14 protein-coding genes and 1 tRNA gene are annotated in these 15936 nt (G+C 51.1%); 9 read left to right on the top strand and 6 right to left on the bottom strand.

What is annotated here, in order from left to right; translation table 11 throughout:
* The first annotated feature begins 14 nt into the window (after positions 1-14).
* Both rpsU and B157_RS0132780 read left to right on the top strand, forming a co-directional pair.
* The gene (rpsU, locus tag B157_RS0132785; protein ID WP_018622005.1) at positions 15-212 is read left to right on the top strand and encodes a 30S ribosomal protein S21; all 198 of its coding nucleotides are present in this window, start codon (positions 15-17) and stop codon (positions 210-212) included.
* A gap of 188 nt (positions 213-400) precedes the next feature.
* Entirely contained in the window at positions 401-1321 is a 921-nt protein-coding gene (locus B157_RS0132780) for a tyrosine-type recombinase/integrase (RefSeq protein WP_020607525.1), read from the top strand.
* A 22-nt stretch (positions 1322-1343) separates the two neighbouring features.
* Here the strand turns inward: B157_RS0132780 and B157_RS0132775 are convergent, their stop codons facing one another.
* The 5 genes from B157_RS0132775 to B157_RS0132755 all read right to left on the bottom strand — a co-directional run bounded on the left by B157_RS0132775 (position 1344) and on the right by B157_RS0132755 (position 7219).
* The gene (locus B157_RS0132775) at positions 1344-2999 is read right to left on the bottom strand and encodes a GMC family oxidoreductase (protein WP_020607524.1); all 1656 of its coding nucleotides are present in this window, start codon (positions 2997-2999) and stop codon (positions 1344-1346) included.
* 91 nt (positions 3000-3090) lie between these two features.
* Positions 3091-3798, bottom strand: a complete 708-nt coding sequence (nfi, locus tag B157_RS0132770) for a deoxyribonuclease V (RefSeq protein WP_020607523.1) — start codon at positions 3796-3798, stop codon at positions 3091-3093.
* 50 nt (positions 3799-3848) lie between these two features.
* On the bottom strand, positions 3849-5372 hold the full coding sequence (locus tag B157_RS0132765) for a S41 family peptidase (RefSeq protein WP_020607522.1): 1524 nt from the start codon (positions 5370-5372) through the stop codon (positions 3849-3851).
* A gap of 50 nt (positions 5373-5422) precedes the next feature.
* Positions 5423-6580, bottom strand: coding sequence for a helix-turn-helix domain-containing protein (locus B157_RS0132760; RefSeq protein WP_020607521.1), 1158 nt, complete (start codon positions 6578-6580; stop codon positions 5423-5425).
* Between the two features lie 15 nt (positions 6581-6595).
* Positions 6596-7219: a hypothetical protein gene (locus tag B157_RS0132755; protein ID WP_020607520.1), complete on the bottom strand. Its 624-nt coding sequence runs from the start codon at positions 7217-7219 to the stop codon at positions 6596-6598.
* Positions 7220-7410: 191 nt separating this feature from the next.
* Between B157_RS0132755 and B157_RS0132750 the strand changes: the two genes are divergently transcribed.
* The 5 genes from B157_RS0132750 (at position 7411) to mgtE (ending at position 13845) form a co-directional block, all read left to right on the top strand.
* Positions 7411-8664, top strand: coding sequence for a hypothetical protein (locus B157_RS0132750; protein WP_425423220.1), 1254 nt, complete (start codon positions 7411-7413; stop codon positions 8662-8664).
* Positions 8665-8707: 43 nt separating this feature from the next.
* On the top strand, positions 8708-10438 hold the full coding sequence (locus B157_RS0132745; protein WP_020607518.1) for a hypothetical protein: 1731 nt from the start codon (positions 8708-8710) through the stop codon (positions 10436-10438).
* Between the two features lie 144 nt (positions 10439-10582).
* Positions 10583-10658: transfer RNA gene (locus B157_RS0132740), tRNA-Gly, on the top strand.
* A gap of 961 nt (positions 10659-11619) precedes the next feature.
* Entirely contained in the window at positions 11620-12435 is an 816-nt protein-coding gene (gene rsmA / locus B157_RS0132735; RefSeq protein WP_020607517.1) for a 16S rRNA (adenine(1518)-N(6)/adenine(1519)-N(6))-dimethyltransferase RsmA, read from the top strand.
* A 57-nt stretch (positions 12436-12492) separates the two neighbouring features.
* Entirely contained in the window at positions 12493-13845 is a 1353-nt protein-coding gene (gene mgtE, locus B157_RS0132730; RefSeq protein ID WP_020607516.1) for a magnesium transporter, read from the top strand.
* Positions 13846-13931: 86 nt separating this feature from the next.
* Here mgtE and B157_RS0132725 read toward each other — a convergent pair whose 3' ends face one another.
* Positions 13932-15032: a zinc dependent phospholipase C family protein gene (locus tag B157_RS0132725; protein ID WP_020607515.1), complete on the bottom strand. Its 1101-nt coding sequence runs from the start codon at positions 15030-15032 to the stop codon at positions 13932-13934.
* 91 nt (positions 15033-15123) lie between these two features.
* Here B157_RS0132725 and B157_RS0132720 point away from each other — a divergent pair, with 91 nt between their 5' ends.
* On the top strand, positions 15124-15522 hold the full coding sequence (locus B157_RS0132720) for a Dabb family protein (protein ID WP_020607514.1): 399 nt from the start codon (positions 15124-15126) through the stop codon (positions 15520-15522).
* Positions 15523-15624: 102 nt separating this feature from the next.
* Positions 15625-15891 carry a 30S ribosomal protein S20 gene (gene rpsT, locus B157_RS0132715; protein WP_020607513.1) on the top strand — a complete coding sequence of 89 codons (267 nt, stop codon included), beginning with the start codon at positions 15625-15627 and terminating at the stop codon, positions 15889-15891.
* The last annotated feature ends 45 nt before the right edge of the window (positions 15892-15936 follow it).

The following is a 15936-nucleotide window of genomic DNA, read 5'->3' as shown; positions in this document are numbered from 1 at the left end:
ACAAAATTTACACAATGCTTATCATTAACGTAAAAGACAACGAGTCGATTGACAAGGCCCTGAAACGCTTCAAGAAGAAGTTCGAGAAAACGGGCGTGTTGCGGCAGTTGCGGTCGCGGACGGCTTTCCAGAAACCGTCGGTAAAGCGTCGCACGGAAGTTATCAAGGCTGCCTACAAGGAGAGAATGTACGGCAACCACACCGAGCAATAGGAATTGCCGGTGTATGAGTCGGGTATAAATCACTGAATGCGCAGTCATTGATTGTACATCGCTCATCGAGTTACAGGAGCAGCAGACAGAAATGTTTGCTGCTTTTTTATTGGTCTAACCCTTAATTTTTAGTGATAAGTACGATTACCGTGAGTAGCTTTGGTAATAGCCATAATCATCCCCGTCAAATGAATCAGACGAATCCCGCCGGGCCGCCGGGTGGTGCCGACTTCCTCCAGTATATCCGGTACGAAAAACGCCTGAGCCAGCATACACTCACGGCCTACGCCAGTGATTTGGAGCAGTTCTTTGCATTTCTGAATGCCGAATGCGCCGTCAGTCAACCCGAACTGGCTGATTTCCGGCATCTGCGGTCGTGGATTGTAAGTCTGGTGGAGGGTGACATGGATAAATCGTCGGTGAACCGGAAAATTGCCACCTTACGGGCGTTTTATGGCTTTTTGCTACGCCGTAAGATTATTGACTCCGACCCGACGGTTAAAATTCAGGCGCTGAAGGCTAGTAAAAAACTGCCGCAGTACGTAGAGGAAAAACCCATGGAGATGCTGCTCAGCGATACCGAATTTCCTGATACGTTTGAGGGACTGCGGGATAAACTGGTACTTGAACTTCTCTATGGCACCGGCATCCGGTTAAGTGAACTCATTGGGCTGAAAACCGTCGATGTGAACCTGTACAACAAGGCCATTACGGTGCTGGGTAAGCGTAATAAACACCGCATTATTCCGCTCACACAGCCCCTTTTTGACCTGATTCAGCAGTACATGACGCTGAAAGAACAGGAATTTAACGGGCAAGCTGACCAGGCGGTATTGATTGTTAGTGACAAGGGCATAGCGGCCTATCCCGTTCTAATTCAGCGCATCGTCAAACGACATCTTAGTCTGGTGACCACGCTGGAAAAGAAAAGCCCGCACGTACTCCGGCACTCCTTCGCCACGCATCTGCTCAACCGGGGTGCCGACCTGAATGCCATCAAGGATTTGCTGGGACACAGCAGCCTGGCTGCCACGCAGATTTACACACACACCAGCCTGGAACAACTCAAAAAGACTTACGATCAGGCCCATCCGAAAGCGAAGAAGTAGGGCATATCAACAAGTCACGAGTTCAAACGCCGGAGCGAACGCTGTTTTCGACCCGGCTTATTTTTTTACCCAGTATTAAATCTGCCCCTTTTTCGCCAATCATGATGCAGGCTGCATTCGTATTGCCCGAAACAACCGTTGGCATAATCGACGCATCGACCACGCGCAGTCCCTCCACACCCTGTACCCGCAAGTCTGAATCAACGACGGCCAGTTCGTCCGTACCCATTTTGCAGGTCCCTGCCGGGTGGTAGACCGTTTCGAGTTGTTTCAGAATATGCGACCATAATCCATCGTCTGATAACCGGTCGGCGGGTGTTTGTATGCGCTTACGGTATGGTCCAAAGGCATCCGCTTCCATCACATCAATGGCCCGGCGCAGACCCTGAATAAGGGTTTGGCGGTCTTTATCCGTTGTTAGAAAATTAGGCTGAATCACGGGTGCATCCGCCACACTGCCCGACCTGAGACCTACGTAGCCCCGGCTTTCGGGACGTAGCAGTGTAGGCAGGAGCGTGTACCCGTCCGTGTGTGGGTAGGTTGCCAGATCGTACAGGTCGGTCTGGTAATCGTCTCCCATGTGAACGGGAGCAAAATGGAATTGCAGATCAACCCGCCCCGTAGGGTCGAGCAGGTTCAGGAAGGCGTTGGCTTCGAGCGGACTACTTGTAAACGGTCCTTTCTTACTCGTGAAATACTTCGCCAGTCCCATTACCTGTTGCAGAGGGGCGAGGTGGTAGTTGGTCGTTGTACCACGCTGTGAACAAAGGGCACTAACGCCCGTAAACAGATGATCCTGTAGGTTTTGGCCCACGCCCGCCAGTTCGTGCTTCACCTCGATACCCTGTCGGGTCAGTTCGTCTTTCGGCCCAATCCCCGACAACATCAGCAATTGGGGTGACTGAAACGACCCCGCCGAGAGGATCACTTCGCGCGTAGCGGTGGCCGTTTGGGTCGTGTTTTTGCCGGTTACAAATTCTACGCCAAAGGCCCGGCCGTTTTTTAACAGCACTCGTTTGGTCAGGGCGTGGGTAATAACGGTCAGGTTCGGTCGGGTCAGGGCGGGTTTTAGAAAAGCAGTAGCCGCACTGTGTCGTTTCCCGTCTTTGATGGTAAACTGAAACAGGCCTGCTCCTTCCTGACTGGCTCCATTATAATCGCGGGAACGGGGGATGCCCACTTCGCCACAGGCGGCCAGAAAAGCGGGTGCCAGGGGCGTCAGAAACTGTTGGGCGTAGGTTACGTTGAGTGGTCCGCCGGTGCCGTGATAGCCTGCGTCGAGCTGGTCGGCCTGCTCGTTGTGCTCGGAGCGGATGAAGTAGGGCAAAACATCCTCGAAGCGCCAGCCCGTGTTTCCCAGCCGCGCCCAGTCATCGTAGTCTTCCCGGTTGCCGCGTACGTAAGCCATCGCGTTGGTGCTACTGCTGCCGCCGAGGGTTTTTCCACGCGGCAGATACATACGGCGACCGTTCAGTGCTTCCTGCGGTTCGGTCCAGAAACCCCAGTCGACAGCCGTTCCGTTCAGTTTGGAATAGGCCGCCGGAATGTGAATCTCCAGTTTGGTGTCAGGGCCGCCTGCTTCGAGCAGGAGTACCGAAACGGTCGGGTCGGTAGATAGCCGATTGGCCAGCACACAGCCCGCCGAGCCTGCGCCAACAATAATAAAATCGTAGTTCATGAGGTACCGCCTGTCGATGGATCAGGTCCCGATGAAGGTACAGAATAATCCCGGAAAAATCAGTTTAATGGGGGATAGAATAGGCTGGAATTTAGTCCGTATTTGACTGCTCACCCCGCCTGAGGGCGTTCACCAGGTTATGCGCCCGGCGCGTGGGTTCAGGAAGTCGATAGCCGTATCCACGGCGGCCACCGTCACATTGTAGCGTGAGGGCAATCGCTGTGTCTAAATCAATTAAATGGCCGGGCGATATGTAGACTGGGTTTACTTTATTCTTTGTTCGCAGAGCCGCGCCAATCACCTCGCCGTAATGCTTCATGGGCGACCACGCTCCGCGTTCGGGGGCCGGTTCCTCGTACTTACCGACCAGCACCGATTTACCACAGCCAAAGGTCGGCACACCGAGAAACAGCCCAGCGTGGGAGGCAATACCAATTCGGCGTGGGTGGGCAATGCCGTGTCCGTCAAACATCACTACGTCCGGCTCAGTCTTAAGCTTTGCCCATGCTTCGAGGAGTGACGGAATTTCGCGGAAGGAGAGTAATCCCGGCACGTACGGGAACGTGGCCGTACTGATAACGCCTGCTTCTTCAATGGTTTCCAGCGTTTCCAGATCCAGGACCACAATACCAGCGTACACCGTTTCTTCAAATTTGTTGAAGGAGATATCGCAGCCGGCAATGGTTTTGGGTGATGTAGCCATTGGCTGTATCTGAATCTGCGAACGCAACTGCTGTTGCAGGGCGACGGCTTCGGCAGGTGATACGTTCCAGTCGTGGAGGGAAGTGTAACGGGCCATTTGGTTATGAGGTCTATTGGAGTAACACAACCACGCAGGGAGTCGGAAGGTTATTCACTTTTTCGCTCCCAAATCAGTTTCTGCACAAATTTCCACTGACTGTCGGTACGGTGTAAAATATCGTAAATCGTGATGGGTACGTAGTAGTCAGGCAATGTGCCGTGTCCTTTCTGCTTCGGTTCAGGAACAGCGTTGTCATAATAAACCAAGGGCGTGGTGACCTCTATGCCCGTTTTGGGTAGTGTGAGATTGATAAAGCTGCCGCCGTTACCCCCTTCATAGGCCCCGCCCGATTCGGCCCCAACACATGTCCCTATCTTGTTCGCGTGGGCTACTGCCAGAAACTCCGAAGCCGTCGATGCACTTTCGCCATTCATCAGGATATAGACCTGCCCTCGGAAGCGATTGGGTTTCGGGGTGTAGCGTTTGGGTTCTCGGCTATCACTGCCTTGTTTGAGCGTGAAGGTACCGTCGGGTTCGGGAATCAGTTCGTTCTTTACATTGGCCCGGTCGGCTTCTGAAAGGTCAGAGAATTGCAGGAACTCGCTGCTGTCCGCCACGCTGTGCTGCCGGGTGTAGTAGGGGACGGCTGAGTCCGTTTTCATCAGGTACGTAAACAGTTCGATGCCCTGACTATCCCAGCCCCCGGTATTTCCCCGAACATCGACAACTAAGCTCTGGATTTGTTTCTTTTTCAGTTGCGTCATGGTTTTGTTCATGAATTTCTGGAATCGCTGAATGGCCTGTGCACCGTTTTTAGCTCCTTCGCCACCAAACTCATCAAGCCGGAGGTAAGCAGTGTGGGCAACGGTGTCGGGAAAGTATAGCCGCCAGGGATGTTTCTGTTTTTTGCTGTTGTAGTACCATGTCACCATCTGTTTGTTCACGGGACTCTTTTTCATCACCTTCGCCGATGTGTCGAATGGTTTCGCGGGGGCATTAATCTGCACTGTGTCGCCGGATATCGTCCTGAACGTGATGTGGTAGGTATCGGGTTGTCCGATATACCAGTAGTAAAACAGGGCGAACAACTGCCCCCGCATCGCCTGAATTTTCGATGATTCATTGTAGCCATCGTCCCAGTGGTAGCGGTAAAGCTGTTGCCGGATGGAGGCCATCGACTGCCCATTGATGCCCAGTAGTTCGTAGCCCGGTTTAATGGTCTGGTCGGTGGTGCCGTTGAAGAGGACGTAGGCACGTTCCTGCGTTGGAAACACGAAAAATGGTATCGTTTTAAGTGTTCTATCGAATTGGCTGCGCCAGTCTTTGCAGGGAAATGTATGCGTGTGGGCACAGCGTATGTCGGCCAGGAGTGCGGATACTGTTTTGAAGAATGCGTAGAACGGCAGGGGCTGATTCAGACTTTGGTCGATGCTGTCTAATTTAGCCTGCATTCGTGCCTTGGGTGTATACCGATACAAGCCGGGGTGGGTTTCTTCCAGCATTCGACGTAGATACCGGAAGTCGGCCTGCATATCGGCTGGCTGCAGCACGCTGGTCAGCAGCGAGTCGGTCTGGGCATGGGCATAGCTACCCAAAGAACACAGGAGAAGGAGACAGGTAAGTAATTTCATCGTGCGTCGTTTTTGGCTCAAAAGAAGCCTAAACGAACGCTGGTCGCTACTCAAATCCTGATTTGAGCGGTCTTTTTTTGTCGGGAAGCAAACTCACCCGGCGACATTCCCGTCTGCTGCTTAAACGCACGCTGGAAGGTAGCTTGTGAATTGAACCCGCATTCGAACGCAATGCCGGTGAGGGTAAGGTGTTCGTAAGCCGGAGTGGTAAGCCTTTGTTTGATTTCCTCCACGCGGTATTCGTTAATGAAGCTATTGAAGTTTTTGCGCAGATGTTGATTCAGCACGGCGGAGATGATTTTTGGAGTCAGCCCGGTGTTCTGCCCTACCTTTTCGACGGTCAGTTCGGGGTCCAAAAAAAGACGGTCGTTCGTCATCGCATTGAGCAGCGAACTGGTAACCTGAGCCACTGTTTCGTCGGGTAGCTCGGGGCCAGTCGGTTTTGACGTCGGTGAAACCGAAGCCAATGGTCGGGAATGCAGATACCCTTTAAAGCCCAGCCAGTAAATCAGTCCGGCCAGAGGGATGTAGATGGGGTACCAGCCAACCCGGTCCAGTAACGTATTCCGGAATGCAGGAATAAGGGATAGCACCAAATGAAGTAGCCAGACACACTGAAAAACCAGAAATGCCCGGATAAACTGCCGGAGCCAGCGCATGGTGCCACGCTGCTCGTCGGTGATGGAATTGGTGTCGGTACGCTGTTGACGATCAAGAAATCGGGCCGTTAGAAACAGATAGGTCGTAACCGAAAGCCAGCGTGGAATATCGGCGTAGGTATTGTACTCATTCATGACCTCTCCCCACGACGGCCCGTCCTCTCGCGGCCAAAATCCCAAAAAGAAGCCAATGTAAAATGTCCAGACTATAAGCGGTGCGCCCCAATCCAGCACCACGGGCAGCAATTGCAATCGTTCTTTTTTACGTAATTGAAAATTGGGATTACTGACCGACTGTACGTAGAAATAGATAAGCGGGCCAACCGGCATCACCATAAAGAATGGCAATACATCCAACGCCAGACTTACCCAGCCATTCGCTATGGGTACGCCTACTGCCAGGCTCATCAGGGCCAACAGGCCAATCAACACGGCTAATAATCGGTTCGATAAGCGACGACCTTTAGCGTTTGTCCACAGCAGCGTAGCCAGAATAAATCCCTGCAACGAGCCAAGCAATATCAGTAAGTCGAAGGGAGAAATGGTCATGGACGGAGACGTTGATTAATCCACAATCTTCACCCGAATCTGGTGGGGGGCTACCTGATTACCGCCGAAGTAGAGGCCGGTGTTATAGGCAAATGATTTATTGTGCGTGAAGGGTACGGTTTTGCCGCCCAACACCTGATACAGTTTTCGCTCGTAATCGATTTTGATGGTCAGCCGGGTGGGGGTGTTGATGGCGGCTTCGGCTACTTTGAAGTCGATGCGCTTGCCCTCTACGTAGATGTACGCCCCTAAGTCGATGCGGCCGCGCTGGGCATTCCAGCGCCAGCCTACCCGTACACCATCAATCTGATGCGGAGGAATGCCGGTGGTGATGTCCTGGTCTTTGGAGCCAACGAATCCCAGACCAATCACTTTGTTCCAGTCGTCGGCATCGGTCGGGTCAACTGTGTAGATGCAGGAGCTATCGAAGGTAACCGTAGCCGATACTTCGGCCGGGCTGATGAGAAAGCCTACCTTGCGCTTGGGGTTCGGTTCGTGTTCGCCCGCTTCAATGACCACCCAATCGGGGTTGGATAGCAAAAAATCAGGAACGCAGGCACTGAAAGACAGTAGAAGTCCCAGAAAAACAAGGGGCTTCACGGGTAACAGTCCGACTATCAGAGAATTGGTAAGGCGCATATCATCAAACGATTGATTATGCAAATAACGCTATAAACGGCTTCGGTGGTGTCCCGTTGGCTCGAAGAGCAGAAGCCGCAAGTTTCCTGCCGGTTACCTCTGCCTAAAAAGAGTTCGCTATTTTTCATCAGCGTGACAAGTTTCTGTAACTTTATGCATCCTTTAACTACTGGCTTACCTCGTTCAATTGTATGGAATCAATCCTTTCGTCTCCGGCTCGTTCAAGTCGTGAGCGGTCTGTGAATCAGGCTGGTAGCTGGCGGCTAGGTATACCTACCTACATTTACGCCGTTGTTTTATCGTCGTTTTGTGTCGTGATGGGCCTGCTCTGGGATATTATGTGGCACATGAGCATTGGCCGCGACGGTTTGTTTGCGCCCCCGCATGTTGTCATCTATGTGGGTGCTGTGGTAGCGGGGCTGTTCTCGGCCTACCAGATTCTGAATCTGACGCTGACTAAAAACCATCCCGGTCGGCTGGAAGCTGTGCCGTTCTGGGGCGTATTCTACGGACCACTCGGGGCTATGTTCTGCGTGTGGGGTGCCCTGACCATGCTGACATCGGCCCCTTTCGATGACTGGTGGCATAACACGTATGGACTCGATGTGGAAATTTTGACCCCACCGCACACCATTCTGGCCATTGGGATCATGACCGTGCAGTTTGGGGCGATAGTGGGCGTATTAGCCCTCCAGAATCAGTACCGAAATCAACCGGCAACAGAGTTCGCTGATGCTGACACCCGACGGCTAAACCGGTTAAAGTGGCTGTTTGCGATTTCGGCGGGTCTGCTGCTGACTACGCTGTTTACGCTCGCGTCAGAATCGATGATGAAGTACCGCTCGCATCGGGATTCTTATTACATCGCTGCGGCTATTGTACTGCCGTTTTATCTGGTGGCCGTGGGCAGAGCATCGTTATTGCGCTGGCCCGTTACCACAATTGCCGGGTTGTACATGCTGTTTCTGGCAGCACCAAGCTGGCTATTACAGCAGTTCCCGGCTACACCCCGGCTTGGCCCGGTGCTGAACCCTATTACTCACTACCAGGGCTTTGTTTTTCCTCTGTTACTCATTGTTCCCGCGTTCGCGGTCGACTGGCTAACCCACCGGTTTGACAAAACGGATGGGCATGGAAAAAAAATGAACGACTGGCTACTGGCTGCTTTGCTGGCGGTGGCGTTTATGGTCGTCCTGCTGGCCGTTCAGTGGCCGTTTGGCGGATTTCTGCATACATCGCCGTTAGCCCGGAACTGGTTCTTCTTCTCTAACTCGTGGACCTTCGACAATCCGCCCGATTTTAAATACCGTTATGCTTTTTCTCCCCGGAGCATACAAACGGTCGAACAATTCGCGGCTGGCTTTGGCCGGGCAATCCTATACGCCTTCATCTCTGTTCGTATCGGTTTGTTTTGGGGTAACTGGATGAAGCGGATAGCCCGGTAGAGCGAAAGACAGAAAGAGTGAATGGGTGAAAATTAATCGTGTAATGAAAAATACTGTTGACTATAAAAAATCCAGTTACCAGAAGTGGCTGGCATGGGCACTGTTACTCTTTCTGTCTTTCACCCTTTCACCATGTGCCACCGCGCACGTTGGCAGTTCGGGCGTGGTGGTGCAGAAACAGGCGGGTAAATACCAGTTATTGATCAGCGTACAACCCCCCGATGTAGTACCCGGAACGGCAAAAGTTACGGTGTTTGTACAGCAGGGCAGGGCCAGTAGTATTGGTGGACGTCCCATTTATTTCCAGTCGGGCGATGAAGGGGCACCCACCTATGATGTGCTGACACCCGTTGACCAAAATCGGTATGAGGGAGATTTATGGTTGATGGAATCCGGTTCATCGAGTGTTGAACTGACGATTGATGGTCCCGATGGAAAGCAACAAGTGGTTGTGCCGGTAGTTGCGATAGCGACAGCCCTGCGCGATATGCCGCCCGGAACCGGTTGGGGGTTGGCGGCAATGGGTCTGTTACTGGTGGTGATGCTGGTTACCATTATTGGTGCCAGTAATGCCGATGGTGTTGTAGCTCCCGGTCAGGGAGTACCCAAAACATTGCGTCGTCGGCGATTGGTAGGGATGGGCGTAGGGTTAGCCGTTGTTACGCTGATATTGACCGGCTGGCGGTCATGGTGGAATAGTACGGCAACGGACTATCGTGAAGTCCAGTTGTATCGACCAGCGCCTATTACTACGTCGGTGAAGGTCGTTGATGGTCAGCGGCAACTCACTATTCAATTCGATACGACGGGCTTTGGCAAAAAGGAGCAATTACGCCGGTTATATAGTTTCATCCTTCCCGACCACGGTAAACTAATGCACGCTTTTCTGGTTAGCATGCCGGGTCTGGATGCCTTCGCTCACCTACACCCCGTCCGGCGTGATACCCTGCATTTCGAGGCAATGTTGCCGCCATTGCCCGGCGGTAGGTACCTGCTTTTTTCCGATATCGTCTATCGAAGTGGCTTTACCGAAACCCTGACGGATACGCTCGAACTGCCTTCACTAAAAGTTAGTGCCGAAGCAGTCGCCCGGTCAAGACCGACGGATCGTGATGATAGCTGGCTGGTTACTGTACCTATGGGCGTATCCACGCCGGGCGGGACAGCCGGTACCGCCAGTGTGCCGCATTTAGATAATGACATGGTCGTTTGCGGAAAACCAGGAGCGAGTATGACGTTGCCGGATGGTTCGACGATGCTCTGGATGGATAAACCCGGCGTGGACTCGCCGGGACAGACGCTGGAAGTGGGCAAGCTATACAATCTGAAATTTGCCGTAGCGGATGCGCAGGGGAAGGCAGCCGCGCTGGAACCATACCTGGGCATGCCCGGGCACGCGGCTGTTCTGCGATCTGACGGCTCGGTGTATATTCACCTGCATCCCATTGGTACGTACTCGATGGCGGCAGAAACGTCCCTTTCGGGGCGCATTGCCGATACGTCCCGTACATTCCGATATCCTAATGCGGCCCGTTTCAGCGATAGTATCGATACGTACGTTGCCAAATTGAGAGCCCTGCCCGAAGCCGAAAAGAATGCGCTGCTGGCCGCCAGCATGACGGGCATGAACCACGTCATGAAAATCAACAATATGGTTGAGTTTCCGTATGCGTTTCCCCGTGCCGGGCATTACCGCATTTGGGTACAGGTGCAACGAAAAGGGCAGGTGCTGACTGGTGTATTCGATACTGAGGTGAAGGAACCCTTATTTTGATTCGTGTCTAACTGGTTCAGAATCAGTTTTCGGGAGGTCGATGGAGAAAACTTCCTCACTTTTTTTTAGGTCAGGACTTGACAAGCCACGAAAATGACCTAAATTTGCATCCACAATTCGCCGAAAGGATGGCGAACTTGTAACGCGAAAGTAGCTCAGCTGGTAGAGCGCGACCTTGCCAAGGTCGAGGTCGCGGGTTCGAACCCCGTCTTTCGCTCCACGAAAAAGGCACCGAGTCAGGTGCTTTTTTCGTAAACGACTGCTTCGACGGTCATGAATGCCGGGATGGTGGAATTGGTAGACACGCCGGACTTAAAAAGTTGAGTGCGCGACTGGAAACGGTCGATGTAGAACCGCTTAAATTCGGGGAAACCTTATCAGTTAACAGCTGACTGGCAATCCCGAGCCAAGCCCTGGGGAAACTCTCGGAAGGTGTAGAGACTTAACAGGCGGCACCTAATCACATGTTTGGGGTGAATGGTGAAGAGAAAGTCCAGACCACAAATTACTGCATTCGGCAGTAAGCAGCGAAAGTTGTAGTTGGTAAGAAAATCCTGTGGGCCACAAGCCCGTGCGGGTTCGACTCCCGCTCCTGGTACAAATTCCTCTAAGAAGGGAAAGTAAAGAAGCAACAAAGTCACTGATATTCAGTGGCTTTTGTGTTTTAGGGCTTTTCTGTTTTCTGTTGTTTTACCCTTGTTTTGCTGTTTTTTGTTACTCGTTTCTAAGCCTTACTTGTACGTTTACCAACTGGGGTGGGTCTTCGAACAGGATAATATGCTGGTGATCATCGACTCATAATTTGTCATTAGTACCACCAGCTGAATCAGCCCCCCAAACGCTGTAGTAAATAAGGGTATTTAGCTGAAAAGAAATCAGCCACTTTTGTATTTTTTGTTGACTTTGTCTGTTTTCTCTTCACTTTCCATCATAAGTTTTCGTTTGTTATAGAGTATAAGCCCGGTGGAGTGCAACAAACATAAATTCTACCGCCCGACTCAATTCTGTTGGCTAATCCGGCCGTATTTTCATACAGATTCGTATTAGCCAACAGGCTTGTAAGCGTGATAATCTTCTCCCTCATTGTAGAAGTCTACCCGTTCCGGAAGATAGCTGATTATTCACGCGTAGCCCCGTACCTTTGTACTGGCTCGCCGATGCGACCATAACCCACCGCTATCATGCTCGTAAAGCCCAAAAAAGAACTTGGTCAGCACTTCCTGATTGACCTTACCATTGCCCAACGCATTGCCGGACTCCTGACGGGCCACGGAGGCTACCGGAAAGTCCTCGAAATTGGGCCGGGTATGGGCGTACTGACGCAGTTTTTATTGACTGCTCCTGATGCGGCACAACCATCCTTCGAGACGTACGTTATTGAAATTGACCGTGAATCGGTAGAGTACCTGAAGGAGCATTTTCCGGCGCTGGAAGGACACATCCTGTCGGCCGACATTCTGAATATCCGCCCGGACTATCTGCCATCCAAACAACCCGACAGTACGGAATCGTTCGCCGTAATTGGCAACTTCCCGTACAATATCTCGACGCAAATTCTCTTTAAGGTACTGGACATGCGTAACCGTGTTCCTGAGGTGGTGGGGATGTTTCAGCGGGAAGTGGCACAGCGTATCGCATCGGGGCCGGGTAATAAAGACTATGGGATTCTGAGTGTACTGTTGCAGGCCTGGTACGATATAAAGTATGAATTTACCGTAGAGCCGGACGTGTTCAATCCCCCGCCAAAAGTGCATTCGGGCGTGCTTACCCTCCGGCGAAATGACGTTATGGACCTTGGTTGTGATGAGCGGAAGTTTACGCAGGTTGTGAAGCACGGCTTCGGTCAGCGACGGAAAACATTAAGGAACTCCCTCAAACCATTGAATCCCCCCGAATCGGCTCTTGCCAGCCGTTTTATGGAAAAACGCGCCGAGCAGCTAAGCGTGGCCGAATTTGTAGAACTGACTTTGTTAATGAGTGAAATAGTGCAAGAGTGAAAGAGTGCTATCCATTCTTTCGCTCTTGCACTATTTCACTATTTCACTCATTAAAACGTGACTTTCGAACTCACCAAAGAATACCTTGATCGCATTCAGGAAGCCATTGAGGCAGGCGACGAAACGCTGCTACGGGCGGAGATGGAGGAGCTGTACCCGGCCGATATTTCGGGTATTCTGGACGAATTGAAAGCTGAGTCGGCGCATTACTTGCTGAGTTTGCTGGATGACTCCGTCGGGGCCGAAATTCTGGCTAACATCGACCCTACGGAGCGCACGAATCTGCTCAAACTGTTTACCTCCGTTGAAATTGCCCCGCTCATCAACCAGATGGACTCGGATGATGCCGTGGATTTGCTGAATGAGCAACCTATTCAAATGCGGGAGGAAGTGATTGGCCTCCTCGAAGACCGCGAACAGGCCCGTTTTATTCTGGATCTGTTGCATTATGAGGATGGGGTAGCAGGGAGCCTGATGCAGAAAGAGTTGATAAAAATCAACGTCAACCTGACAGTGAATGCCTGCATCGAAGAAATCCGTCAGCAAGCCGAAGACGTTGAGAATGTATACGCCATTTACGTTGTAGACGACGCGGGTAAACTGCTGGGACTGGTATCCCTGAAGAAGATTGTGCTGGCCCGGAAGAACGCTAAGATTGCTGATATCTACGACGATGATATTGTTTTTGTGGAAACATACCGGCCTGTTGATGAAGTGGCCGAAGTGATGCAGAAATATGACCTCGACGCTATCCCGGTCGTGAACGTTCAGCAACGACTATTGGGTCGTATCACCATCGACGACGTAGTGGACGTTATCACCGAGCAGGCCGAAGAGGATATTCAGGTTATTTCGGGTTTGTCGGGGGAGGCAGAGGAGGATGACAGTATCTGGAAACGCTCGAAGGTACAACTGCCGTGGCTGGTAGCGGGGGCTGTCGGAAGTTTAATGGCCGCAACGGTCATTAATGGGTTTCAGAGTGAGTTGGGGAAAGTGGCGACGCTGGCGGCCTTTATTCCTATCATTGGATCAACGGGGGGGAATGTCGGCATTCAGACCTCATCGCTTATTTTGCAAAGCCTTACCGATACGTCGGGCCTGAGCATGACGATGGCCAAACGACTCTTGCGAACGCTGATGGTCGCCATCATAAACGGCCTGGTGGTAGGTCTAATTGCTGGTGCCTACACGTTTATCATTGGCGAGCCGCGTTTGTTTTTCGTCGTGGCTACCTCCCTGCTGGCCGTTGTCATGCTGGCCTCGTTTATGGGAACGGTTACTCCGTTGTTACTCAACAAAACCGGTATCAATCCGGCAGTAGCGTCGGGGCCGTTCATAACTACTGCCAATGACCTGATTGGCATCGGCGTTTACTTCATGATTGCCCAGTTGTTGCTGGCCGAAGTTTGATTTGTTGAAGCTTATCGGAAAAAAATGGGTCTGCTTTTGTGCTACGCCTACTGATGATTCCCTCCCTCTGACTGATAGTATCTTAATCAACCCTCTTCCCGGGCCGAAAACAACCGTTTCAGCCAACTTTTCTGCTCTACTGCTTCCTCCTGCTTTTCCGCTTCGGTAAGCTGGTATCTGGCAAGCACTTTCAAATCGGGCTGACCGGCATCTACCCAGGCGGTATACCAGAAATCGCCCACCATCTTGATCGATGCCCGCATCTGACGTTCTACCTGTCCCTTAAGCTGGTCATGATACTGGCGGGAAAAATCGGCCGAATAAACTTTGGTCGTTATTCCGTTACGCTCCTCAAAACCAAACTTCCGGGTTTCGCCCATCTCACTGGTTATCTGCTGTTCAAAGGTGAGCACTGAATCCAGGGCGGAATTGGCGTTGAACACCGCCCGCCAGGCCGCTTTCTGGGGCGACTCGATGTACTCGGCCTGGCCGGTCAGAAAATCATACCCGGTGCTAAACAACTCCGGCAGGCGGGATTCCCAAAAACCATGAATTCCCTGCTGACCTGTAAACTGACCATTGTAGTTGCGGGTTGTGTGCAGCGGAACATTGGCATCGGCAATATAATGGCCTAAATCAGCCGAAACCCGCAGAATACGACGGATATCCCGTTGCTTGAACGCTTCGGTAAGCTGATACTTGGTGAGTTGAATTTGCCAGGGTACCAATCCGTGCAATGCCAGTGTGTCGGCCCCGTATTTATCCGTGGCATCCTTATAGTAACGGGGTAGAGTAGAGGTGAGCGTATCGGGGTAAGCATCAAGGTCAATAAAGTGGCGGGGAGCTTCGCCTACGACAGCATAACGACGTTTATCGGGATTGACGGCATTATCGGTGAGGAAGTCGATATGCTTTTTAAAGAATGGCATCATTTCGGCTGGCAACGTGAAAACGGCCAGGCGGTTGATTTGCTGATGGGCGTAAAAACCCCAGTTGGGACTTACACCATAAAGGGCCGATACCTTGTGCCGATGATTTTGACTATGATCAATACCCGGCTCCAGTCCGGCCTGGTGAAAATAGTCCGCCTTTTCGGGCCGGTGAGTGGCCCCGTTCACTAAACTTTTTGAAAAAAAAAGATACAAAACTAAAAACCAAATAAAACCGTTATACATTTGATGAATCATGGTACTTTAAGGAGAAAATAATTAACTATTTGATTAAGCTACCACTGAATTCAAAATAAAATTTGGAATAATTAGAAAAACACAAATAATCATGAATGCTAAAACAAAAGGTTATACCCTCATTATGGTGTTGTTATGTGCGTTTGCCTTAACAATATATGGTGCTTACTCACCTGCTCGCAAAGCCAACAAACAGCAGATTGTGTGCATTAAATTCAAAAATGGGGTCGAAAGTAAAGCTGTTGAACAGCATATGTATGGTTTTGCCACATTAAAGCATGAAATTCCACAGATCATCAATTACACGTCTGGCAAGACAATTTCCCCTGGTCAGGCTGTTTCTGACTATGATGTAGTGCATTACCTGACGTTTCAATCCGAAGAAGATATAAAAGCGTTTGAGAATAGTGCTGCCTACAAAGAGTTTGTAGCTACCAATAAAGGTATCTGGGAAAAGACATTAATTGTCAACGCCGATATTCGTCACTAGGATACGAATTCAAAAGAATTTCGGTTGAAACTGTTGGTTGTTTCAACCGAAATTCTTATTTTTGCGCCCTCATAATGCGACAACGATCTCATTTATATAGTAATGGCAAACCATACATCATCAAAAAAAGCAATCCGGTCGAGTGCTAAGAAGCGTCTTCAGAACCGTTACCAGCATGTTACGACCCGGAACATGGTGAAAAAACTTCGTACCACAACCGATCACGCTATGGCTGTTGAACTGTACAAAACGGTTTCGTCGGCACTGGACAAACTCGCCAAGCGTAATATCATTCATCGGAACAAAGCAGCCAACAACAAATCGAAATTGGCTCGTTTAGTTAACAGTCTGAATGTAGCAACGGCTTAAATATAGCTGGCTGGCCCGGTTATTCCTGTGGGAGTACCCTATCCT

Origin of the sequence: Spirosoma spitsbergense DSM 19989 (genome assembly GCF_000374085.1) — a bacterium.
Classification (GTDB): Bacteria; Bacteroidota; Bacteroidia; order Cytophagales; family Spirosomataceae; genus Spirosoma; species Spirosoma spitsbergense.
The sequence above is the reverse complement of the archived record's forward strand: the minus strand, read 5'-3'. Positions and strand labels throughout refer to the sequence as shown.

Coding starts and splice junctions, on each gene's coding strand:
- B157_RS0132765 (WP_020607522.1), bottom strand. CDS start 5,372: ATGAAATTACTTACCTGTCTCCTTCTCCTGTGTTCTTTGGGTAGCTAT.
- B157_RS0132780 (WP_020607525.1), top strand. CDS start 401: ATGAATCAGACGAATCCCGCCGGGCCGCCGGGTGGTGCCGACTTCCTC.
- rpsU (WP_018622005.1), top strand. CDS start 15: ATGCTTATCATTAACGTAAAAGACAACGAGTCGATTGACAAGGCCCTG.
- rsmA (WP_020607517.1), top strand. CDS start 11,620: ATGCTCGTAAAGCCCAAAAAAGAACTTGGTCAGCACTTCCTGATTGAC.
- B157_RS0132750 (WP_425423220.1), top strand. CDS start 7,411: ATGGAATCAATCCTTTCGTCTCCGGCTCGTTCAAGTCGTGAGCGGTCT.
- rpsT (WP_020607513.1), top strand. CDS start 15,625: ATGGCAAACCATACATCATCAAAAAAAGCAATCCGGTCGAGTGCTAAG.
- B157_RS0132775 (WP_020607524.1), bottom strand. CDS start 2,999: ATGAACTACGATTTTATTATTGTTGGCGCAGGCTCGGCGGGCTGTGTG.
- B157_RS0132725 (WP_020607515.1), bottom strand. CDS start 15,032: ATGATTCATCAAATGTATAACGGTTTTATTTGGTTTTTAGTTTTGTAT.
- B157_RS0132760 (WP_020607521.1), bottom strand. CDS start 6,580: ATGACCATTTCTCCCTTCGACTTACTGATATTGCTTGGCTCGTTGCAG.
- B157_RS0132755 (WP_020607520.1), bottom strand. CDS start 7,219: ATGCGCCTTACCAATTCTCTGATAGTCGGACTGTTACCCGTGAAGCCC.
- B157_RS0132720 (WP_020607514.1), top strand. CDS start 15,124: ATGAATGCTAAAACAAAAGGTTATACCCTCATTATGGTGTTGTTATGT.
- B157_RS0132745 (WP_020607518.1), top strand. CDS start 8,708: ATGAAAAATACTGTTGACTATAAAAAATCCAGTTACCAGAAGTGGCTG.
- nfi (WP_020607523.1), bottom strand. CDS start 3,798: ATGGCCCGTTACACTTCCCTCCACGACTGGAACGTATCACCTGCCGAA.